Origin of the sequence: Variovorax sp. J22R115, assembly GCF_030317005.1 — a bacterium.
Classification (GTDB): domain Bacteria; phylum Pseudomonadota; class Gammaproteobacteria; order Burkholderiales; family Burkholderiaceae_C; genus Variovorax.
Genome location: NZ_JASZYM010000014.1, coordinates 55,596 through 76,470 on the forward strand (window position 1 = coordinate 55,596; position 20,875 = coordinate 76,470).

General features: G+C 66.6%; 18 protein-coding genes. 2 read left to right on the forward strand and 16 right to left on the reverse strand.

Annotated features, from left to right (window positions below):
* Positions 1–53 precede the first annotated feature (53 nt).
* From QTI04_RS23915 to QTI04_RS23960, 10 genes are read right to left on the reverse strand one after another with little or no spacing between them, the layout of a single operon-like run.
* On the reverse strand, positions 54–785 hold the full coding sequence (locus tag QTI04_RS23915; RefSeq protein ID WP_286617800.1) for an SDR family NAD(P)-dependent oxidoreductase: 732 nt from the start codon (positions 783–785) through the stop codon (positions 54–56).
* A complete protein-coding gene (locus QTI04_RS23920; protein ID WP_286599581.1) occupies positions 782–1,597 on the reverse strand; it encodes a cyclase family protein in 816 nt (271 codons plus the stop codon). Before QTI04_RS23920 ends, QTI04_RS23915 begins: the two co-directional genes overlap by 4 nt.
* A 16-nt stretch (positions 1,598–1,613) precedes the next feature.
* Entirely contained in the window at positions 1,614–2,870 is a 1,257-nt protein-coding gene (locus QTI04_RS23925; RefSeq protein ID WP_286599580.1) for an SDR family NAD(P)-dependent oxidoreductase, read from the reverse strand.
* On the reverse strand, positions 2,867–4,039 hold the full coding sequence (locus QTI04_RS23930; protein ID WP_286617801.1) for a thiolase family protein: 1,173 nt from the start codon (positions 4,037–4,039) through the stop codon (positions 2,867–2,869). Before QTI04_RS23930 ends, QTI04_RS23925 begins: the two co-directional genes overlap by 4 nt.
* A complete protein-coding gene (locus QTI04_RS23935) occupies positions 4,036–5,658 on the reverse strand; it encodes an AMP-binding protein (protein ID WP_286617802.1) in 1,623 nt (540 codons plus the stop codon). The genes QTI04_RS23930 and QTI04_RS23935 overlap by 4 nt, the downstream gene beginning before the upstream one ends.
* Positions 5,659–5,665: 7 nt before the next feature.
* Positions 5,666–6,151 carry an aromatic-ring-hydroxylating dioxygenase subunit beta gene (locus tag QTI04_RS23940; RefSeq protein ID WP_286617803.1) on the reverse strand — a complete coding sequence of 162 codons (486 nt, stop codon included), beginning with the start codon at positions 6,149–6,151 and terminating at the stop codon, positions 5,666–5,668.
* Positions 6,151–7,464 carry an aromatic ring-hydroxylating dioxygenase subunit alpha gene (locus QTI04_RS23945; protein ID WP_286599575.1) on the reverse strand — a complete coding sequence of 438 codons (1,314 nt, stop codon included), beginning with the start codon at positions 7,462–7,464 and terminating at the stop codon, positions 6,151–6,153. Before QTI04_RS23945 ends, QTI04_RS23940 begins: the two co-directional genes overlap by 1 nt.
* Positions 7,465–7,477: 13 nt before the next feature.
* A complete protein-coding gene (locus QTI04_RS23950) occupies positions 7,478–8,470 on the reverse strand; it encodes a PDR/VanB family oxidoreductase (RefSeq protein ID WP_286617804.1) in 993 nt (330 codons plus the stop codon).
* A 15-nt stretch (positions 8,471–8,485) separates the two neighbouring features.
* The gene (locus QTI04_RS23955; protein ID WP_286617805.1) at positions 8,486–9,979 is read right to left on the reverse strand and encodes an indolepyruvate oxidoreductase subunit beta family protein; all 1,494 of its coding nucleotides are present in this window, start codon (positions 9,977–9,979) and stop codon (positions 8,486–8,488) included.
* 10 nt (positions 9,980–9,989) lie between these two features.
* Positions 9,990–12,173: an indolepyruvate ferredoxin oxidoreductase subunit alpha gene (locus QTI04_RS23960; RefSeq protein ID WP_286617806.1), complete on the reverse strand. Its 2,184-nt coding sequence runs from the start codon at positions 12,171–12,173 to the stop codon at positions 9,990–9,992.
* A gap of 84 nt (positions 12,174–12,257) precedes the next feature.
* Between QTI04_RS23960 and QTI04_RS23965 the strand changes: the two genes are divergently transcribed.
* Positions 12,258–12,788, forward strand: a complete 531-nt coding sequence (locus QTI04_RS23965; RefSeq protein ID WP_286599570.1) for a MarR family winged helix-turn-helix transcriptional regulator — start codon at positions 12,258–12,260, stop codon at positions 12,786–12,788.
* A 4-nt stretch (positions 12,789–12,792) separates the two neighbouring features.
* Here the strand turns inward: QTI04_RS23965 and QTI04_RS23970 are convergent, their stop codons facing one another.
* The 6 genes from QTI04_RS23970 to orn all read right to left on the reverse strand — a co-directional run bounded on the left by QTI04_RS23970 (position 12,793) and on the right by orn (position 19,482).
* Entirely contained in the window at positions 12,793–13,737 is a 945-nt protein-coding gene (locus QTI04_RS23970) for a zinc-binding alcohol dehydrogenase family protein (protein WP_286599569.1), read from the reverse strand.
* Positions 13,734–14,534 (reverse strand): alpha/beta fold hydrolase, encoded by an 801-nt coding sequence (locus QTI04_RS23975; RefSeq protein ID WP_286599568.1) that lies wholly within the window; start codon positions 14,532–14,534, stop codon positions 13,734–13,736. Before QTI04_RS23975 ends, QTI04_RS23970 begins: the two co-directional genes overlap by 4 nt.
* On the reverse strand, positions 14,531–15,529 hold the full coding sequence (locus QTI04_RS23980; protein WP_286617807.1) for a 3-hydroxybutyryl-CoA dehydrogenase: 999 nt from the start codon (positions 15,527–15,529) through the stop codon (positions 14,531–14,533). The genes QTI04_RS23975 and QTI04_RS23980 overlap by 4 nt, the downstream gene beginning before the upstream one ends.
* On the reverse strand, positions 15,519–16,592 hold the full coding sequence (locus tag QTI04_RS23985; protein ID WP_286617808.1) for an NAD/NADP-dependent octopine/nopaline dehydrogenase family protein: 1,074 nt from the start codon (positions 16,590–16,592) through the stop codon (positions 15,519–15,521). Before QTI04_RS23985 ends, QTI04_RS23980 begins: the two co-directional genes overlap by 11 nt.
* 238 nt (positions 16,593–16,830) lie before the next feature.
* A complete protein-coding gene (locus QTI04_RS23990) occupies positions 16,831–18,684 on the reverse strand; it encodes a DEAD/DEAH box helicase (RefSeq protein WP_286599565.1) in 1,854 nt (617 codons plus the stop codon).
* Positions 18,685–18,885: 201 nt separating this feature from the next.
* Positions 18,886–19,482 carry an oligoribonuclease gene (orn, locus tag QTI04_RS23995; RefSeq protein WP_286599564.1) on the reverse strand — a complete coding sequence of 199 codons (597 nt, stop codon included), beginning with the start codon at positions 19,480–19,482 and terminating at the stop codon, positions 18,886–18,888.
* A gap of 113 nt (positions 19,483–19,595) precedes the next feature.
* On the opposite strand from orn, the gene QTI04_RS24000 reads away from it, so the two are divergent.
* The gene (locus QTI04_RS24000) at positions 19,596–20,873 is read left to right on the forward strand and encodes a M48 family metallopeptidase (protein ID WP_286617809.1); all 1,278 of its coding nucleotides are present in this window, start codon (positions 19,596–19,598) and stop codon (positions 20,871–20,873) included.
* Positions 20,874–20,875 lie beyond the last annotated feature (2 nt).

Sequence of the window (20,875 nt, forward strand, 5' to 3'; positions counted from 1 at the left end):
GTGGTGACAAGGGAGAGAACGATGAGTTGGGTGGAGATGCGTGCAACGCACCGCTAGAGGGCCAGACTGCCCACGCTGGTGCCGCCGCACACGTAAAGGACCTGACCCGTGACGAAGCTGCTCGCAGGGTCGGCAAAGAAACGCACGGCCCGTGCCACATCGGCCGATTCGCCAAGCCGCTTGACCGGCACCGATGCGGCGAGCGCGCGTTCCTTCTCGCTGCCGGCTTCGACGACGTCGTAGAACATGTCGGTGCGGATCGGCCCCGGCGCGACGACGTTGACCGTGATGCCGTCGCCCGCGAATTCGAGCGCCCAGGTGCGCGCCATTCCCAGCATGCCAGCCTTGGTCGCCGAGTAGCTGGTGCGCGTGGCGAGGCCCAGCGCGGCGCGCGAGGACAACAGCACGACGCGACCGAAGCGCTGCGCCCGCATCGTCGGCAATGCGGCCTGCACGAGCTGGATCGCGCAGCCCAGGTGCAGATCGACCAGCGCATCGAGATCATCGAGCTTCACGTCGGCCAGCAGCGCGGGACGGATCACGCCGGCGTTGTGGACCACGGTCGTCACCTCGAAGCGGCGGACCAGGTCCGCCACCGCCTGCGCCGTGGCCGCGCGGTCGGCGAGATCGACCTCGATGCTGTGCAGCTTCGGGTGATCGATGTCGGAGCGGCGGCGCGCCAGCGACACGACTTCGTAGCCTTGTGCGAGCAGGTCTTCGCAGATCGCCTTGCCGATGCCCGCGCTACCGCCGGTGACGGCGGCAACCTTCGGTACTGCGCTCATGGCTGCGCTCCGATCAGCGCGAGCACGCGCAAGGGACTGCCGCTGCCCTTCTCGATCTTGAGCGGCGGGCAGATCAGCACCGCGCCAGATGGGGGCAGCAAGTCGAGGTTGCTGAGGCACTGCAGGCCGTAGCGCCCCGCACCGTGCATGTAGTAGTGGCACGGGTACGGCGGCCGCAGGTGGTAGCCCTGTCCCGCATCGGTGCCGATGGCTTCGGAGCCGAAGCCGAGCACGTCGCGCTGCTCGACGAGGAAGCGCACGGCCTCGGTGCTCGGGCCGGGAGTGTGCTGGCCGGTCTCGTCGAAGTTCTGGTAGGCCTCCGGGTCCTGGCGCTTCGACCAGTCGGTGCGCATCAGCACCCAGGCGCCCTTCGGGATGCGGCCATGGTTCGCCTCGTAGCCTTCGATGTCTTCGATGGTGAGCAGGTAGTCGGGATCGTCCTTCACCTGCGGCGAGCAATCGATCACGCAAGCAGGCGCGACGAAGTGCTGCACGGGAATCGTGTCCACCGAGTTGTTCGGCAGATCGCGGCCCGAGATCCAGTGGATGGGCGCATCGAAGTGCGTACCCGTGTGCTCGCCGCAGGAAAAGTTGTTCCAGTACCAGCCGGGGCCGCGCTCGTCGTACTTCGACACTTCCTCGATGCGGAAGGGCCAGCACTGGCCCATCTCGGGCGGCAGCGCGATCTGCGGAAACTCGGGCGTCAGGGTCTGCGTGAGGTCGACCACCCGGATGCGGCCGGTCGACATGGCGCTCACCAGGCCGCCGAGGATTTCGGCGGTGGACATCAGTTCGGTTGTTGCTGTGCTCATCGTGTTGCTCCTGATCTCAGCCGCCGCCCGCTGCGAGTTCGCGCTCGAGGATCTTGGGGTTGTCGCGCCAGCGTTCGAGCCATTCCTGTGCCACGTCGCCGGGGTACACGTCCTCGACGCCGTCGCGCAACGCCTTGACGATCGCGTTCGCCAATGCGCTCGCACCCAGCTTGGGCGGCGGCGTGTGCTGGTTCCATTCATCGTCGATCGGCCCGGGGAACAGGTTGATCACGCGGATGCCGGCCGGCCGCATTTCGGCGCGCAAGCATTGCGCAAGCGAATGGGCCGCGGCCTTCGATGCGCTGAAGGTGCCGTGCGGCGGAAAGTTGCTCAGCGCGTAGATCGACAGAAGGTTGACCCACGCGGTTGCACCGGTCACGCCATCGGCCGAGCGGCCCTTCAGCGCCGGACCGAACTCCTGCGCGAGCCGCAGCAGCCCGAAGTAGTTGATGTCCATCTCGGCCTTGGCCACGTCAGTGCCGCGCCGCGCGCCGATACCGAAGCTGCGATGCACCTCGGCGTTGTTGATCACGATGTCGACCTTGCCGCCGATCTCGCCGGCCAGTTCGCTCACGGAGCGACCATTGGTCAAGTCGAGCGGCACCAGCGTGACCTGCGGCAAGGCCGTGATGTCGTCGAGCCCGCCGCCCATCTTCTTCCACGGCTCGGCGTGGCCCACCCACACGATGTCGGCGCCGGCCTTGACGAGCGCACGCACGATGGCCTGGCCCACTTCGGTCTTGCCATCGGTCACGAGCACCTTGCGGAACTTCGGGTCGCTCGTCATTTCTCTCAGCATCTTGTCGTCAGCCATGTGGGAGCTCCCTTCGTTCGGAAATCCAATGAGTACGGCCTGGCCCGCGCGATCGAGTCGGGCACCGACGCGCACGCGCGTGGGTGCATCGCCGACTTCGCCATGCAGGTGCACCATCAGCGTCGGCCCAGCATCGAGGTGCACCAGGCCCAGCCGCCACGGCAGCCGCTCGCGGAAGAACAGGTCGTTGCTGTGGTGCAGCGTGGTGCTGCTGAGCAGTTCGCCCTCGCCGCTCTGCTCGCGCCAGTGCAGGCGCGGCGAGAGGCATTTGTGGCAGGCCTCCCGCGGCGGGTACTGCACGGTGCCGCAGTCCTCGCAGGTCTGCAGTTCGAAGCGGCCTTCGGCGGCGGCAGCGGTGATGCCGAGCGCCACGCGGCCTCGCGCCCACGGCGGCAGGTTCATCTGCCGGGTGCGGAGCACCGGGTTCTTGCGCTTGGGGCGCATCAAGGGCATCGTCATGCCGGCCTCCCTAGGATGACTGCGCCTGTGCACAGGCAGCGGTCGTAAGTCACCATTCCGAACCCGGCGACCAAGCCCAGTTGGGCGTCAGGCACGGTACGCGGTCCTGCGGTGTCCGTGAGCTGCCGGATGGCCTCGGTCATGCCGAGGAAGCCACCCGCCGCACCGGCCTGCCCGGCCGAGAGCTGCCCGCCGCTGGTGTTGTTGGGAAAGCTGCCGTCGTTCGTCATCGTGTGCGATTGCACGAAGGCTGAGCCCTCGCCTTTCTCGCAGAAGCCGAGGTCCTCGAACTGCATCATCACGATCACCGGGTAGTCGTCGTAGGTCTGCACGAAGTCGATATCCGTCGGCGCCGCACCGGCCTGGGCGTAGAGGTCGTCACGGTCCATGCGCCAGCCGCCGCGGATCATCACCGGGTCTTCCGAGTACGCGTTGTGCCGCTCGATCGCACCGCGAATCACCACGTGGGCCAGCCCGAGGTCTCGCGCGCGCTCCTCGCTCATCACGAGGAAGGCTTCCGCGCCGGCGCAGGGCATCACGCAGTCGAACAGGTGGATCGGGTCGGAAATCGGCCGCGCAGCGATGTACTCGTCGAGCGTCAGCGGCTTCTTGAACATCGCGTGCGGATTCTTGAGCGCATTGGTGCGCTGGTCGACGGCGATGCGGCCGAAGTCCTCTCGGGTCGCGCCGAAGGTGCGCATGTAGTGCGCGGTGATGAAGGCGAAGATCGAGTTGGGCCCGCCCGAGCCATAGGGATAGGTCGCGTCGCGCGCGAAGTTGCTGAAGCTGCCCAGCGTCTGCCGGAAGGAGTCGACGTGGTTGGTATCGGCCGCGACGCAGGCGACCACGTCGGCATCGCCCGCCTGCACCGCACGTGCCGCGCGCCGCAGGCACATCACGCCAGATGCGCCACCCGTCGGCATGTGATCGAGCCAGCGCGGGGACAAACCCAGGTGCTGCGTCACGCCGACGGCGGTATCGGGCGCGAGCGAGAAGCTGCTGACGCACAGGCCGTCGATCTGCTCCTTCTTCACGCCGCTGGCCTGCACCAGCGCCTCGATCGCCTGGCCGAGGAACCAGTGAGCGGTACGCGTCGAATAGCGCACGTAGGGCACGGTGACCGGCACGGCGACCGCCACGCCTTCGTACGAAAGTCGGCGTGTCGTCATCCCTGCCTCTTTTTCATCGAGCGCATGTCTATGCAGTGCGCTTGCCCCGGCAGCGACTGCGCGAGTTCGCGCAACTGGCCGCGCTGAATCTTCTGCGAGGCGGTGAGCGGCAATTCGTCGACGAAGGCGATGTAGCCCGGTGCCTTGTAGTAGGCCAGTTGTGCCAGCGCATGCTCGACGATGCTCGCGGCGACCTGTGTGGGCGACGATGCATCGACGTCATCGCGCATGACGATGCAGGCCAGCACCTCGTCGCCGCGCACTGCGTCCGGCGTGGCGGCCACGGCGGAGGTCTTTACGGCCGGGTGCTGGTTGAGCACACTTTCCACTTCGACCGCCGAAATGTTCTCGCCGCTGCGGCGGATCACGTTCTTCTTGCGATCGACGAAGTAGTAGTTGCCTTCGGCGTCGCGCCGCACCATGTCGCCGGTGTGAAACCAGCCGTCGGCCCAGGCCTCGCGGGTCGCATCCTCGTCCTTCAGGTAGCCGGAGAAGAAGTAGCGCTTCGGCTCGGCGCCCGACGAGCGCACCAGCAGTTCGCCCGGCGTTCCGTCGGCTGCGTCGCGCCCTTCGTCGTCCACGAGGCGGATCTCGACGAATGCCTCGCGGCGGCCGAAGCAACTCGTGCCGACATGGCGCGGTTCATGGTTCGCCATCACGCAGGCGGCGGCGCCGGTCTCGGTCATCGCCCAGGCTTCAACCAGCGGGAAACCGAAGCGCGACTCGAAAGGCCCGTGGTTCTTGCGATCCACGCCGGCGCCGAAGCCCCATCGGATGGCGTGCTCGCGGTCGGACGCCATCGCGGGTGCCGACAGCAGCATGGCAGGCATCACGCCCAGGTAGTGGGCGATGGTGGCGCCGCTCTCGCGCGCGCTCTGCAGCCACGACTTCGGATGGAAGCGATCGAGCTGCACCAGGCAGCCGCCCGCGACCAGCACGACCATGGTCGAGAACGCCATCGCGTTCACATGGTTGAGCGGCAGCGGCGTGATGATGCGTTCGGCATCGGGTCGGACCGGGCAGAGGTCGCCGAGTTCCGCATACCACTGGCCCGCGCGCAGGAAGTACTCGTTGCTCAGCATGCAACCCTTCGGCCGGCCGGTGGTGCCCGAGGTGTAGAGCAGCGCGCATTCGGTCGCGAGCCCGATCGGTTCGCCGGCGCGAGGCGGCGTGGTCTTCGACAGCGGCACGGCGTCGTCCGGCCCCATCGTCTCGAAGGCGATGCCCGCCGACTCGGCGGCGGCGCGCAGGTCGGCTGCGCGGTGCGCCAACGTCACGGCCAGGCCGATCTCGCTGTGGCCGATCAGGTAGCTCAATTCGGCGGAACGCATTTCAGCGTTGATAGGCACCACGCTCACGCCCAGCGCATTGAGTGCGAACCAATGAAAGAGAAAGGCCGGCCGGTTCTCCAGCAGCAAGCCGACGCGATGACCATGGCCATAGCCTGCGCCGGCGTAAGCGAGTTTCAGCCGCTCGACTTCGGCAGCGGCCTTGCCCCACGAAATGGCGCCCGACTCGATGCTGTAGGCCGCGGCGGTGACAGACTCGGTGAACAGGAACTCGGCCTGCGGCGTGCGTCGGGCGCTCGCGCTGAAGGCGTCGTGAACGGTAGCGTTCATGGTGTGCCTAGATGAAGAGCTGCACGGCCGGCAAGGCGGCATCGCAGTTGAGCAGGTTCACGCGCTTCAGCGTCATGCGCAGCGCGCCGCCTTCCACCGTGAGGTGATGGAAGAAGGTGCCTACATAGAACTGCAACTCGTCGCCCTGCGACTCGGTGTAGTGGAACTCCGTGCGCACGACGAAGCGATTGGCGACGTCATCGAACTCTTCGACCGTCGGCATTTGCAGCAGGTGGTGACAACGGCTCGGGGGCTGTTGCGAAAACGCGCGCGGGCTCTTGAGCCGCTCGATGCGCAGATCGCGCAGCAGCTTGTCCTCGTAGAGGTGCGAGGTGTGATTGATGCCGTCCTCCTGGTCGGGGACGAGCGGAACCCAGTAGAACGCGTCATCAGTGAAGAGTGCATTCCATTCCTCGTAGCGCTTGGCATCGAGCAGGCGCGATTCATTCACCACGAAGTCGATCAGGTCCTGCCGGGTCACTGCGGCCTCCATCACATCGTCTCCGTCATGTAGCGGGCCCAGGTGCGGTATTGATTGCGCATGGGTAGTTCGCTCGTGCCTACGGTCGTGATTTCGCCGCCAGCGGTTTCTGCGGGGTCGTAGTTGCGATGCAGGCTCACCCATTCGTTGCCACTCGCATGCAGCCCGGCCTGGATGCCTCGATAGGCTTGCAGGTCGTCGTGCCCCACCACCGAGAACGGCGAATTGATGAGCCGGTTGTACATGGTCGTGCGTTGCAGCAGCTCGGGCGGGGCGCCTTTGAGGCGGAAGGTCCAGCTTTCGATGAGCGTCTTGTCGACAGAGATCGGTCGCACCACGCGGATGGCCTGGATCGCGCCCTTGATCGTGAGGTTCGGGTAGTAAACCGTGTTGTGCCGCGCCATGCCGAGGATCTGCGCGGTGCGCTCCTCGCCGTAGGTGGCCTTCATTGCGTTGTCGTACTCGGGGATTGCCTTGTACTTGCTGTGGATGCTGAAGTTCACACCCGTGAAGCTGTGGCCGTTGTCGTAGGTGCGCACACCCATGTCCTCGAAGAACTTGTAGTCCGACATGAAGGGCACGAACTGCTCGATGGCCATCGGCTTCGGTTCGTCGGCCGGCTTGTCGGCCCACATGTTCTTGGCGGTGCCGGCGGAGGATTCGTGGGCGACCATCGGGTGCATCGTGTCGTTGAGGTTCTCGACGAACATCTTCCAGTTGCACTGGTGCACGAAGCGCAGGCAGCCACCGGCGATTTCAAGTTCACCCTCGGGCGAGCGGTCGGCCATGTTGTCGATGGAGCTCAGCGAGTCGCCGAAGAATTCCTCGAAGTCGGGGCCCACGTCGTTGATCTTGATGAAGATGAAGCCGCGGTAGCTGCGCACGTTCTTCAGCGTGGTCAGGCCCTTGGCCGATTCGCATTCGTGCAGCTGCGTGCCTTCATAGCCGTTCTTGAGCGGGATCGACAGCAGCGAGCCGTCGGTCTTGAAGGTCCAAGCGTGGTATGGACAACGAAAGAACTTGCCCGTGTTGCCGCAAGGCGCGGTCACCAGCCGCGAGCCCTTGTGCGCGCAGCGGTTCATCATGGCGCGCACGGAGCCATCGGTGTGGCGGACGATGATCAGCGGGCGGCCGGCGATCTCGGTGTTGAGGTAGTCGCCCGACTTCGGGATCTGGCTTTCGTGGCCTGCGTAGTTCCAGGTATTGGCGAAGAAATGCTCCTGCTCCAGCTCGAACAGCTCGGCGCTGGTGTAGAGGTCGCGGTGCACGCGGTCGGGCTGCACCAGCGCGCGCACGGCGTCGGGGTTGCCTCGGTAGGAAGTCATGTTTCGGTCTCCTTCAGATGTCCAGCACCAGCCGCTGTCCCTTGATGCGCGAGATGCAGATCTGCATGACGTTGCCTTCGGACTTCTCGCGGGCGGTCAGCACGTAGTCGCGGTGGTCGATGTCGCCTTCGAGCACCGGCGTCGCGCACACGCCGCATTCGCCGCGCTTGCAGTCGAACATCGGATCGCAGCCGTGCTCGATCAGGCAGTCGAGGATGCTCTGGTCGGCCGGCACGGTGAAGCGTTGGCCCGATTGGGCGAGCTCGACCTCGAAGTCGTGGTCTCCCTCTTCCACCACCGGCGTGGTGAAGAGTTCGAAATGCACGCGGTCGTGCGTCCAGCCGCGCGCCTGGGTCTGGGCGAGCACGGCGTCGAGCATGACCTTCGGCCCGCACACGTAGAGCCGGTCACCCGCCGGGATGCCATCCAGCAGCGCGCCGATGTCGAAGGGGCCGCCGCGCTCGACGTCCGAATGAACCAGCAGGTCATCGCCCAGCACGGCTTGAAGCTCGGGCAGGAACGCCATCAGGTCGCGGCTGCGGCCGGCGTAGTGCATGCGCACCGGCAGTCCTTCGGCGCGGCGGCGCGTCGCCATGCTCGCGAGCGGCGTCACGCCGATGCCACCGGCCAGCAGCACGGTACCGCCGGGGCCGGTGTGCAGGGGAAAGTCGTTTTTCGGCACTTCGATGGTCACGACATCGCCTTCGCGCAACCGCTCGTGCATGAAGCGCGAGCCGCCACGGCCCTCGTCTTCCTTGCGCACCGCGATGACGTAGTCGGTGGGCGCATCCGTGGCGTCGGCCTGCGTGGCGAAGTTGATCAGGGAGTAGTGGCGCCAGTCCTGCGTGCCATCGGGCAACTGGACCTGAATCCGGATGTGCGCACCGGCGGTATAGCCGGGCAGCACGCCGCCATCGAGGGGCTTCAGCCGGAACGTCTTGATCAGCGGATTGAGTTCACGCGCCTCGACGACGCGCATTTGCAGGGTGGCGGGCTGGGCAGACATGGGCAGGGTTCCGGATCAGGCGAGCGCGTGCTGGACCAGCGCGGCGCGCAGTTTGTGGCCGTGTTCGTCGGCGAGCGCCGCGTCGCGCAGTTCGCGCAGGGTGGCGGGCGCGATGGCCGAGCCGGCGCGCTGCAGGGCGTCCATCACGGTGTCGTAGTTGCGCAGGCCGCGCTCATGGGTGTCGCTGTAGCCTTTGACGAGGCGCTGGCACTGCGCGACCTCGATGGCGAGCGCGGGGTTGTTCTTGGCAATGTCGCCGATGCGCTCCAGCCATTCCTCGATGCGGCGGTTTTCGTCGGCATAGCGCAGGGTCGAACGGCGCCAGCGCTTCATCGCGGCGACGGTGCTGAGCATCAGGTAGCCGCGCAGCGAACTGGTCTGGATGACGCGGCCTTGCTGCGTGAGGCGCTCGACCAGCTTGCGCGGCAAGGTCGAATTCATCAGCCAGCGGCCGAAACCCGCCGGCAGGGTCTCGCAGATTTCCTGCAGGCGCGGGTGCATGTATTCGTTGATGGCGAGCACCTGCCCGTCCTGCACGCTGGCTTCGCCGCGCACGCGTTCGAAGCGCGACGAGCGTGTCTTGAGGGCCGCGACGCGGGCAGTGTCTTCATAGGACATCCACAGCGCGAGGTGGCGTGCCGTGTCGCGCAGCAGCCGGCCGTCGTCGTTGGCTGGCAAGGCGGAGATGGCGGCCATGCGATCGAGGTAGAGGCCGGCATAGGCGACGTCCTGGTAGTCGATCAGCCGACGTACGCCTTCGAGGAGCAGGGGATGCGCGGAGGCCGCAAAGTCACGCTGCACGCGCTCGACCAGTGCGCGCACGGCGGGATGGCGCGGTTGCGGCGGCGCCGCCTCGACCACTGCGGCCTCGGGCTCCAGCGCGCCCTGTGCGCGTGCGAAGGCCGCGCCGAAAGCCTTCAGGCTGGGCTTGACGCCGACGCCGCCGCGTTCGATGGTCGCCTCGAACTGCGCACGGCTGAAAGGCAGGACGCCGGCGCCAGCCAGTGCGCCGAAGAGCACGGCGCTGATGACGCTGCCCGATGCTTCGGCGGCCTGCGCCATATCGAAGCGGATGAAGCGCTTGGCCGCGTGCTCGGCATGCGCGAGCAATTCGGCACTATCGACCCGGCCGTCGCCCATCGCACTCTTCTCCGCGATGGAATAGACGCGGTGGGTCGATGCGATGAAGGTGGTGCGGTCGCGCGTGACGAGCCCGCGCTGCACGGCGCGGCCGGCTTCCATCAACTCCGAGGCGAGGACGATGTCGACATCGCCCGGCAGCGGCATGAGCGCCAGCACCGGCTGGCCGCCATCGCCCTGGGCTTGCGCCTCGGGATAGAGCTCGACGTAGTAGATCGTGGCACCCGTGCGTTGGGCCACGCCCGGGACGGACGTGGTCTGGGCGACGTAGCCATTGGCCTCGCCCATGTCCACGATCCAGTCGGCGAGAACCCCCCCGCCTTCGCCACCCATGGCGAGGATTGCAATCTTGATCGGTTGTTGTCGCATGAATGCCTGTTCAGAACGCATAGGCCGCGCGGCGCTTGGCCTCGCCGCGTTGCAGCCAGCCGATGACCCGCATGCGAATGCCTTCGCGCAACAGGTCCCAGCGGCTCGGATTGCTGACGATCTGCGCCTTGTAGAACGACGGGCACAGCACGGCCGCATGCGAGACCTCGCCGCACACGCCGCAGCCGACGCAGCTGTCGAGCACGGTCGCCACCGGATCGGTGCGCAGCGGATCGGGATTGGGCTTGATCGACAGCGACGGGCAACCCGAGAGGCGGATGCACGAGTGGTCGCCCGTGCAGGTGTCGGAGTCGACGCCGAACTTCTCGCGCACCACGCGCTTGCCGCTGGCGATGGCCTTGCGCACCAGCGGCTTCTCGCGGCGCTGCTTGTTGAGCATGCATTCCGACTGCGCGATGAGGACCTTGGGGCCCTTCTCCTGCGTGGTCAGCGCTTCCTTGAGTGCATCGCGCATGCCGGCGACGTCATAGGTGCGGCGCATGGTCTTCACCCACTTGACGCCGACACCGCGCACCGCACGTTCGATCTCGTGGCCGGTGCTGCGCGTCGCGTTCAGCGCGTTGGACGAGAGGACGTCCTGGCCGCCGGTCGCGGAGGTGTAGTTGTTGTCGACGACGATGGTCAGGTTGTCGCTGCGGTTGAAGACCGCGTTGGCGACGCCGCTCGTCAGGCCGTTGTGCCAGAAGCCGCCGTCGCCCATCATCGAGATCGCGCGCTTGCCTGCGGGCGCATTGAGCGCCGAAGCGCCCGCGCCGCCCAGGCCGTAGCCCATCGTCGTGTTGCCGATGTTGAAGGGCGGCAGGATCGAGAACAGGTGGCAGCCGATGTCGGCGCTCACGTGGTGCGGGCCCAGTTCGCGCTCCACCAGCTTCATCGCACTGAAGATCGGGCGCTCGGGGCAGCCGGTGCAGAAGCCCGGCGGCCGCGCGTGCACGCTGTCGCCCAGTGGCCTCGCAGGTTCGGGCGCGGCGTCGACGCCGATCTCCGCCACTTCGGTCAGCGGAATCACCTTGCGCACCGCGGCAGGCACGGGCAAGGGCTGCAGCCGGCCGTAGCGCTCGCAAAAGGTGCGCGCGCCCTTGAGCAATTCTGCCGCCGTGTACTCGCCGGCGACCGGGAGCATGTCCTTGCCGTGCAAAGCCGTCGTCGAGTCGGCCTGGCGCAGGATGGTCGCTAGGTTCTGCTCGACGAAGTTGGGCTGGCCCTCCTCCACGATCAGCACGGCGCGCTTGCCTTCGCAGAAACGCAGCACCTCGCTTTCGATCACGGGGTAGGCGACGTTCATCACGTACAGCGGCACCTCGGTGTTGCCGTAGACGTCGGCCAGCTCCAGCCTTTCGAGTGCCCGGATCATCGTGTTGTAGCTGCCACCCTGCACGATGATGCCGATGTCGTCGGCATCTTCGGAGAAGAACTCGTTAAGCTGGCGCTCCTCGATGAAGCGCACCGCGGCGGGCCAGCGCTCCTTCACCTTTTCCTGCTCGTGCACGAAGCTCGCGGGCGGCAGCACGATGCGGCTAACGTCGCGCTGCGGGTTCTCCAGCGCCTCCTTGATCGAGAATTTCGGCCGGCGGTTGTCGCCCGCGATGAAGTGGCCGTGCACGTGGCAGGCGCGGATGCGCAACTGCAGCATCACGGGCGTATTGCTGGCCTCGGAAAGGTCGAAGCCCTGCTTCACCGCCTCGACGATGCTCGGCAGGTTCGGGCGCGGATCGAGCAGCCACATCTGCGATTTCATCGCGAAGGCATGGCTGCGTTCCTGCATGATCGACGAGCCCTCGCCGTAGTCCTCGCCGACGATGATCAGCGCGCCGCCCGTCACGCCGCCCGAGGCCAGGTTGGCCAGTGCGTCGGAGGCGACATTGGTGCCCACGGTGGCCTTGAAGGTGACGGCGCCGCGCAGCGGGTAGTTGACGGAAGCGGCCAGCGTGGCGGCGGCGGTGGCTTCGCTGGCGCTGTTCTCGAAGCGGATGCCCTGTTCGGCGAGGATGTCTTGCGCGTCGGCCAGCACGTCCATCAGGTGGGAGATGGGCGCGCCCTGGTAGCCGGCCACGTAGGAGACCCCGGATTCGAGCAGCGCCTTGGTGACTGCCAGAATGCCTTCACCCCGGAAGACTTCGCCACCGGAAAGCCGGAGCTTCTTGACTTCCTCTACGAACGATCGCTCAGCCATGGCGGCCCTTTCTTGTCAGGAATCGTGGGGTTCCTTTCGAAACCTCGGCCTCTATAATGTTTAGAACTGAATGTATTCACAATCATGAATAACCCTAGACATGCAAGCAGCGTGCCCGCCGAGGGTCAGGGGCCATTCACCGACGAAGCGCCTGCCGGGACGCTGCGTTTCGTCGACGACTACCTGCCGGCGCTGCTGGCGCAGGCGAGCCAGCTCATCTCGTCCGAGTTCCACCGCGTGGCGCGCCAGCATGGGTTTTCAGTGTCGGAATGGCGGGTGATGGCGTCGCTGGCGGGCGGCGCGCCGATCAGCATCGGGCAGTTGGCGCAGATCACCGTCACCAAGCAGCCGACGGTGACGCGGCTGCTGGACCGGATGGAGGCGCGCGAGCAGGTCGAGCGCCTGCCCCACGACAGTGATCGGCGTGTCACTCTGGTGCGCATCACGCGCAAGGGTGCGAAGGCCGTGGAGCACCTGATGGAACTGGCGCGCGAACACGAGCGCCGCGTGCTCGAACCCTTCGGGCTTCAGCGTGCGGAAGACCTCAAGAGCACGCTGCGCCACATCATCGAACTGCACGCGGCGGCGCCGGGCGAGGCGCCGGACGCGGACTAGGCCCTCAGCGCGACGGCACGAGCACCGCGCGGCCCCGGTGGCCCCGGCGGCTGATCCAGTCCATCGCCGTTGCCGCTTCGTCGAGCGCGAAGGGCTGCACGTCGAGCTTCAGGCGACCATCTGCAAGGCGGGCCAGCAATTCGGGCGCGGCCGCGCGGCCGACAGCTTCACGACGGAACATGTTGAGCGGCAGCAGTGCGACGTCGCGTTGCAGGAAGTGGGCGATGTCCAGCGCGAGCGAGTTGCCCGCCGTGTAGCCGATCAGGACGGCGCGGCCGCCAGGGCGCACGCGAGTCAGTGCGGCGGCGAGGATCGGACCGCCGACGGTATCGACCAGCAGGTCGACGGATACCGGCTCCAACGCGGCTGGCAGTTCATCCAGCAGGACAACGACCTTCGCGGCCGAGGGCATCGCGGCAGCTTGCTCCGCACTGCTCACGAGCACGGTCACTTCGGCACCGGCATCGAGCGCAAGCTGCACCACGAGCGATCCGACCGCCCCCGTTGCGCCCGTCACCAGGACACTTTCACCCGCGCGCAGGTGGGCGACTTCGCGCAGCGCCACCCACGCGGAAGTGCACGGCGAGAAGAAGGCCGCGCCGATCGTTGCCGGCACCGCATCCGGCAGCACGCCGAGCGCCTCGTCGGGCGCATCGATGAATTCGCACCACGTGCCGTCGAACAGCGTGCCGAGTCCGCTGCCGCGCAGCCACACGCGCTGGCCTTCCGCATGGATGGCGCTTGCGACGACGACGCCGGCCGCCTCGACGCCCGGCGTGTAGGGAAAAGGCGGATGTTTCAGGAAGCTGCCGCGCCACACGGTGCGATCGATGTGACCGACGGTGGCCGCCTCCATACGCACGATCGTGCGGCCGGGCCGCTGCTGGGGCTCGGCGACGTCTTCCAGCACGGGCGCCGCATTGAAGGCATGCACGCGCACGGCTTTCATGCCAGCGTCTCCAGGAAATCGAGCACTGCTTGCGCAAAGGGCCCGGGCATCTGGTCGGGCAAGGGGACCATGCCGCCTTGGATGTCGACGATGCGCGCGTTCGAGAGGTCCTCGTGCAGTTCGGCCGCATGGGGCGAGGCGAACGGATCGTCGGTGGCGCGGATGATGAGCGTGGGATGGACGACACGCTGGATGCGGTCCTCCATCCGGTAGGCCGCGACGGCGCGGTGCCCGTCCTCGAGTCCGCCACTCGCCTTCAGGGCATCGAGAACGAAGGCTTCGAGCAGCTCGGGGCGTTTCACCGGATAAAAGCCCTGCCGTCGCTGCCACAGGGCCGCGAGATGGCTGCCGTCTTCGCTGGCCTCGACCTCGTCGATCGGCGGTCGTCCGGCGCGCGCGACGCGGAAGGCCTCATGGGTGAAGGGCGTGGAAGACAGCACCAGCCCACGCACCCGATCGGGAAAAGCCGCAGCCAGCTCGACCGCGATGACGCCGCCCGTGTGATGACCCACCACGTCGGCACGCTCGATGCCCAGTGCGTCGAGCAATTCAAGCGCGACCTTGGCCCATTGTTCGATGCTGGCTGGCACATCGCCCGCGTCGGAATCGCCGAACCCGGCGGTGTCCATCGCGATCGCCCGGTAGTGCGCACCGATCAACGGCAGCACCTCGCGGTACTCGGCCCAGCTGCGTGGCGACTGGTGTAGCAGCAGGACGGCCGGCGCGTGCGCGTCGCCGCACTCGGCGTAGTGGACCTGCCCCACCGACAGATCGGCGAACGCGCGCCGGATCTTCATTCGCGCGTCTCGGCGGCGGGCGGCTGCCACAGCCCCGCATGCTTGAGCATGCCGAGGGTTCGCGAGAGCACGTCGCGTCGGTAGGCCCCGACGTCGCGCCCCTCGTACTCGTAGAAGCCGCTGCCGCTCTTGAGGCCCAACCGACCTTCCTCGACCATGCGGTCCACGATGGCGGGCGCGGTGTAGCGTGCGCGGTCGATCGACACCGCCATCTCGCGGCTCGCGTGATGGAGGATGTCGCAGCCGCCGAAATCGATGAACTCGACCACCCCGAGTGCCGCGAACCGCAGCCCGAGGCCATAGCGCGTGGCCTTGTCGATTTCTTCTGCGGTGGCGGCGCCCTCCTCGATCATGCGCGCCGCTTCATTCATTACCAGCGCCTGCAGCCTCGGCACGATGTATCCCGGCGATGCGCCGCAGACCACCGGCAGCTTGCCGATCGCTTCCATCAAGGCCTTGGTGCGCTCGAGCACAGCCGGATCGGTGCCGGGGTGGCAGCTGAGCTCGACCACCGGGATCACGTACGCCGGATTGAGCCAGTGCATGTTGAGAAAGCGCTCGGGCCGGTGCACCAACGCCGCCAGTTGCGTCACGAGGATGCTGCTGGTGGTGGAGGTGAGGATGGCGTCCTCGCGGCAATGCCGGTTGATGTGCTCGAAGGCATCGCGCTTGGCTTCGAGCGTCTCGGGGACACCCTCGAAGACCAGTTCGGCGGCTGCCAGCGCGGCAGGCGCGTTGGCAGCGTCGACGAAATCAACGCGCGCAGCGATGACGTGGACCTGTGCGGCATCGATCACCCCGAGTTGGGCGAGGCCCGCAAGGCTGGCTTCGATTTCTGCATGAGCTGCGCCACGCAGCTTCTGCCATGCCTCGTCGCTGCGCGGACGCAGGTCGACGAGCGAGATGCGGTGCCCCGCGTAGGCGAATGCGATCGCGATGCCGCGGCCCATCCGTCCCGCGCCTACCGCGACGAAGCGGGGAAGCTCATTCCCCATCGTGCAGCCTTTGCTTGAGCTGCGCCAGCGTCAGGCCGGCGAGGCCGAGCGTTTCGAGCGTGCGCGGGCCCTTGCGCAGATCGCGGCCAAGGAAGCCACCGACGATGGCCAGCAGGCCGTGTGCAATCGGCGCGTCGACACCGACGAAGCGCGCGGCCGACGCGAGAAAGGCGAGCCCGAGTTCCGTGTCCTCGGTGATGTACCGATGCGCATAGAGGTCGATGTTCTCGCGCCAGTCGCCGGATTTCACCAATTGCTTGTGTGCATCGCCGTACATCCACTGGTCGTTGTTGTAGTGGTCGGCCAGCGGATAGTGCGGCGCGCCCTGGCCCAGGGCCTCGCGCACGGCGATGCGCTCCTGATCGAGCCGGTCGGTCACGTCGCGCACCGCGCGCTGCGTGCCTTCGTTGTGGATGTCCCAGCGCTCGAAGTGCTGCAGCGGAGCGGCGTTCATCACCATCAGCGGCGGATGAATGACGGGGCCGGCGTTCATCAGCGCGCCCGACAACGCATCGCCGCAGCCATGCACGCTGGGGTAGGCCTTGCGGATGACTTCGATGGCCTCGCGCTCCTTGCGCGCCGGGTACACGCCGGTGGGCAGGCGGATGGCGCGGATGGTTACGTTCACCTCGCGCTCGCCGTGCTTGCGCGCGAGGTAGGGCAACGTTCCAGTCTCGGCCCAGGCCACGTCGGCGCGGTTGCCCGCTTCTTTGACGAGCCGCGCCATGACATAGCTGCCGAAGGTGCCGGGCGGCAGGAACACGACCTGGTCATCGACCAGGTGCGGGGCCATCGCTCGGGCGATGTCTTCCTGCGCGATTGCCGGCGTGGGAATGACGATCAACTCCGCACCCCGCATGGCGGCGCCGATGTCGGCAGTGGCCAGTGCGATCCGCACGTCGCGGGAACCGGCTGCGTCCTTCAACGTGATGGATCCGGCCTTGGCGACCGGCTCCAGCGCGCCCGCGTCGCGGCGCCAGAGACGCACTTCATGATCAGCTTCGGACAGGTCCGCAGCAGCCGCGTAGGCGCCGTGGCCGCCGCCGAGAATTGCGATTTTCATAGGTCGACAATGGAAAGAATGAAGTGGATGAACCGGCCGCCAGCAGGCCACCGGAGGACTTGAGCCGTCAATACATTACTTTTCAACTGTTCAGGTGTCAACTAAAAAGGACGCCTATTCGCGTTTCCCACTAGGAGCCGACACGGGCACTCATGGCCCATGCCAAACGAACAAAAGCCCGCATTTCCAGGGAAATGCGGGCTTTGTGAAATGGGATGCGGCTCAGGGCCGCTCAGGCTCAGCGGCTGGGCTTGAAACCGCGCTTCTGCGCGTCACGCGGAACGAAGACCTTGCCGCCGCCGGCATGCCCACGGGGAGCAAAGCCGTCGCCGCGGCCGGCACCACCGCCAGCGCCGCCGCGCGGGGCGCTGTCGCCCCAGCCCGGCTTGCGGCCGAAACCACCGTCGTCACGGCCGCCGCCGAAATTGGCGTTGCCCTGGTTCTGGAAACCACGCGGTGCACCAGCGGCGGGGCCGCGTGCATTGCGATCGTTGAAGCCGCTGGCGCCGGCGTAACCGCCGCCGCCACCGTATCCACCGCCGTTGCCGCCGCGATGACCACCGCCGCCGAACTTGCGATCGCGCGAATGGTTGTCACGGCCACGGCCACCGAAGTCGCCTTGCGGACGCGCTTGCGGCGCACGCTGTTGCGGCTCGAGGCCTGGAATCACTTCCGATTTGAACTGCTGGCGGCTGTACGACTCGATGTCGAAGATCCGGCGACGATCGCGCAACTCGGCGAAGGTCACGGCAATGCCGTCGCGCCCTGCCCGGCCGGTACGGCCGATGCGGTGGGTGTAGTCCTCGGCCTTCATCGGAAGGCCGAAATTGAACACGTGCGTGATGGTCGGCACGTCGATGCCGCGCGCGGCCACGTCGGTGGCGACGAGGATCTGCACCTGGCCCTGGCGCAGCGCCATCAACCGGCGGTTGCGCAGGCCCTGGCTCAGCGCGCCGTGCAGCGCGACGGCGCTGAAGCCGTCCTGTTGCAGGTCATTGGCGAGACCGTCGCACTCGACCTGCGTGCTCGCAAACACGATGGCCTGGTTGATGGTGGTGTCGCGCAGCCAGTGGTCGAGCAGCTTGCGCTTGTGCTGCATGTTGTCGGCCCAGAACAGCACCTGCTTGATGTTGGCGTGCTTTTCCTGCGGGCTGTCGATCGTCACGCGCTGCGGTTCGCGCATCACGCGGGTGGCCAGTTGCTGGATGCGCGACGCAAAGGTCGCGCTGAACATCATCGTCTGCTGGCGCTCGATGGTGAGTTGATTGACTTCGGCGAGGTCGTCCGAGAAGCCCAGGTCGAGCATGCGGTCGGCTTCGTCGACGACGAGGAACTTGACCTGGTCGAGCTTGATCTGCATCGAGCGCTGCAGGTCGAGCAGGCGGCCCGGCGTGGCGACGACGAGGTCGGCGTTTTGCAGCTTCGCGATCTGCAGTTGGTAGGGCATGCCGCCCACCACGTTGGCAATGCGCAGGCCACGGCAGTGCTTGACCAGATCGATGGCATCGTGCGCCACCTGTTGCGCGAGTTCGCGCGTGGGGCACAGGATCAGTGCGCCGGGCGTGGCGGCTTTGAAGTGGCGCGCGTTGGTCGGGTCCTTGCGCTTCGGCTTCTTGGGCGGCGCTTCGCCGCGGGCAGCAGCCTCGGCGGCCAGACGCTGGAATTCGGCCTTGGCTGCGGCCTCGGCTTCGGCCTGGCGTTGCAGCAGGGTGTGCAGCACGGGCAGCAGGAAGGCGGCGGTCTTGCCGCTGCCGGTCTGGCTCGACACCATCAGGTCGACGAAGCGCGTGGGGCCGTCGGCGTGGCCGCTGGCCGTCATGGCGCGCGGGATCACCTGCTCTTGCACGGTGGTGGGCTGGGTGAAGCCGAGGTCTTCGACCGCGGCGATCAACTCGGGCGCGAGGCCCAGCTTGATGAAGCCGTTCGGCAGCTTCGGTGCCTCGGCCGGCTCGACGGCATCGAGTGCCTCGAAAACGGGAGCGGCGTTGGAAGAGTCGGGGGAGGATTCGAGTTCGCGCGAAACGGCGGAAACGGCGAATTCATCGGATTGCACAGGCGCGAACTCGCCCTGCGCTTCAAAAGCGTCGGTCATTCAGTAATCTCATACGCGAGCACAGCCGTGGGCGGTGCTCCGTCGGGTGGTGAAAAACATCAACCATCCAACGACGTTCAGCAATGACTTTCGTCTTTGCCGCGGCCCGTTCATTCGGGCGCGATGTGCAAGATAGGGAGATGCAAGAAAACGCTGCAAAACAGCGAAGCCGTCGATTATCGCATGGCTCGGGGTTTTTACCTAATCCTGAATGCGCAGGAAGGTTTCACGGTAGTGCGCGAGTTCCTCGATCGATTCGTGCACGTCGGCGAGCGCCGTATGGGCCTGCTGCTTCTTGAAGGCGTTGTACGCGGCCGGCTTCCAGCGCTTGGCGAGTTCCTTGAGGGTGCTGACGTCCAGGTTGCGATAGTGGAAATAGGCTTCCAGCTTGGGCATGTACTTCACGAGGAAGCGGCGGTCCTGGCCGATGGTGTTGCCGCACATCGGCGAGCCGCTTTTCGGGATGTAGCGCGAGATGAATTGGATCAACTGCTGCTCGGCGGTGGCTTCGTCGAGCGTGGAGGCTTTCACCTTGTCGATCAGGCCGCTGCGTCCGTGGGTGCCCTTGTTCCAGGAGTCCATTCCGTCGAGGACTTCGTCGCTCTGGTGGATGACGAGCACGGGTCCGTCGATGCAGGGAGTCAGGTCGGGACCGGTCACGACAACGGCGATTTCGAGCAGGCGCTCCTTTTCGGGGTCGAGACCGCTCATTTCGCAGTCCAGCCAGACGAGGTTCTGGTCACTCTTCTTGAGCGTGGCTGCGGGCGCGGGCGCAGCCGGTTCGATGGATTCGGGCATCCGGCGATTGTCGTCGATGACCCTGAGCGCGGCCGGGCTTCCCGCACTGGAGCGCCCTTTCCACCGACAGGGCAACCGGCGAACGCCGAGGCTGCGGGCTAAACTCGACCGCCATGTCCGCCCCCTCATCCACCTCCCTCGCCTTCACCCTGGCCTTCGCCCTCGCGCTGATCGCCGGGCTGGTCGTGAAGTTCTGGCTCGCCACGCGGCAGGTGCGCCACGTGGCACGCCATCGCGATACGGTTCCCCCGGTTTTCCAGCAGGCCATCACGCTCGCCGCCCACCAGAAGGCCGCGGACTACACGATGGCCAAGACCCGCTTCGGAATCGTCGAAATGGCGTGGGGCGCTGCGGTGCTTCTGGGGTGGACCCTGCTGGGCGGTCTCGACCTGCTCAACAAGCTGCTGCTCGGCTGGCTGGGCGGCGGCATGCTGCAGCAACTCGCCCTGCTCGCCGCCTTCGCGCTGATCGGCGGCCTGCTGGAATTGCCCTTCACGCTGTGGCAGACCTTCAGGCTCGAGGAGCGCTTCGGGTTCAACAAGATGACGTGGCGGCTTTGGCTCGCCGACGCCGTCAAGGGCATTGTGCTGGGTGCGCTGATCGGCCTGCCGATCGCGGCGCTGATCCTCTGGCTCATGGGTGCCGCCGGCAGCCTGTGGTGGATCTGGGCGTGGGGTGCCTGGATGGCATTCAACCTGCTGTTGATGCTGGTCTACCCCACATTCATCGCTCCGATCTTCAACAAGTTCCAGCCGCTGGACGACGCAGCCCTCAAGGAGCGCGTGAATGCGCTGATGCAGCGCTGCGGCTTCGCGGCCAAGGGGCTGTTCGTGATGGACGGCAGCACGCGCAGTGCGCACGCCAATGCCTATTTCACGGGCTTCGGCGCGAGCAAGCGCGTGGTGTTCTACGACACCCTGCTGCGCCAGCTCAATGCTGGCGAAGTCGAGGCGGTGCTGGCGCACGAGCTGGGCCACTTCAAGCACCGGCACGTCATGAAGCGGATGGCGGCGATGTTCGCGCTGAGCCTCGCCGGCTTTGCCCTGCTGGGCTGGCTGTCGACGCATACATGGTTCTATGCGGGCCTGGGCGTGCAGCCGAACATGGCGGCGCCCAACGATGCGCTCGCCATCCTGCTTTTCATGCTCGCGGTGCCGGTCTTCGGCTTCTTCGTTGCGCCGCTGCCGGTGCTGATTTCACGCAAGCACGAGTTCGAGGCCGACGCCTACGCTGTCGCGCAAACCAGCGGCGCCCATCTGTCGGCAGCCTTGCTCAAGCTCTACCAGGACAACGCGTCGACGCTGACGCCCGATCCGGTGTTCGTCAAGTTCTACTACTCGCACCCACCCGCCACCGAGCGCCTCGCGCGCATGGCCGCGATCAGCCCCTGAAA

Excerpts from the sequence above, each read along its gene's own strand:
- QTI04_RS23915 (WP_286617800.1), bottom strand. The coding sequence starts at position 785 with ATGAGCGCAGTACCGAAGGTTGCCGCCGTCACCGGCGGTAGCGCGGGC.
- QTI04_RS23920 (WP_286599581.1), bottom strand. The coding sequence starts at position 1,597 with ATGAGCACAGCAACAACCGAACTGATGTCCACCGCCGAAATCCTCGGC.
- QTI04_RS23925 (WP_286599580.1), bottom strand. The coding sequence starts at position 2,870 with ATGACGATGCCCTTGATGCGCCCCAAGCGCAAGAACCCGGTGCTCCGC.
- QTI04_RS23930 (WP_286617801.1), bottom strand. The coding sequence starts at position 4,039 with ATGACGACACGCCGACTTTCGTACGAAGGCGTGGCGGTCGCCGTGCCG.
- QTI04_RS23935 (WP_286617802.1), bottom strand. The coding sequence starts at position 5,658 with ATGAACGCTACCGTTCACGACGCCTTCAGCGCGAGCGCCCGACGCACG.
- QTI04_RS23940 (WP_286617803.1), bottom strand. The coding sequence starts at position 6,151 with ATGGAGGCCGCAGTGACCCGGCAGGACCTGATCGACTTCGTGGTGAAT.
- QTI04_RS23945 (WP_286599575.1), bottom strand. The coding sequence starts at position 7,464 with ATGACTTCCTACCGAGGCAACCCCGACGCCGTGCGCGCGCTGGTGCAG.
- QTI04_RS23950 (WP_286617804.1), bottom strand. The coding sequence starts at position 8,470 with ATGTCTGCCCAGCCCGCCACCCTGCAAATGCGCGTCGTCGAGGCGCGT.
- QTI04_RS23955 (WP_286617805.1), bottom strand. The coding sequence starts at position 9,979 with ATGCGACAACAACCGATCAAGATTGCAATCCTCGCCATGGGTGGCGAA.
- QTI04_RS23960 (WP_286617806.1), bottom strand. The coding sequence starts at position 12,173 with ATGGCTGAGCGATCGTTCGTAGAGGAAGTCAAGAAGCTCCGGCTTTCC.
- QTI04_RS23965 (WP_286599570.1), top strand. The coding sequence starts at position 12,258 with ATGAATAACCCTAGACATGCAAGCAGCGTGCCCGCCGAGGGTCAGGGG.
- QTI04_RS23970 (WP_286599569.1), bottom strand. The coding sequence starts at position 13,737 with ATGAAAGCCGTGCGCGTGCATGCCTTCAATGCGGCGCCCGTGCTGGAA.
- QTI04_RS23975 (WP_286599568.1), bottom strand. The coding sequence starts at position 14,534 with ATGAAGATCCGGCGCGCGTTCGCCGATCTGTCGGTGGGGCAGGTCCAC.
- QTI04_RS23980 (WP_286617807.1), bottom strand. The coding sequence starts at position 15,529 with ATGGGGAATGAGCTTCCCCGCTTCGTCGCGGTAGGCGCGGGACGGATG.
- QTI04_RS23985 (WP_286617808.1), bottom strand. The coding sequence starts at position 16,592 with ATGAAAATCGCAATTCTCGGCGGCGGCCACGGCGCCTACGCGGCTGCT.
- QTI04_RS23990 (WP_286599565.1), bottom strand. The coding sequence starts at position 18,684 with ATGACCGACGCTTTTGAAGCGCAGGGCGAGTTCGCGCCTGTGCAATCC.
- orn (WP_286599564.1), bottom strand. The coding sequence starts at position 19,482 with ATGCCCGAATCCATCGAACCGGCTGCGCCCGCGCCCGCAGCCACGCTC.
- QTI04_RS24000 (WP_286617809.1), top strand. The coding sequence starts at position 19,596 with ATGTCCGCCCCCTCATCCACCTCCCTCGCCTTCACCCTGGCCTTCGCC.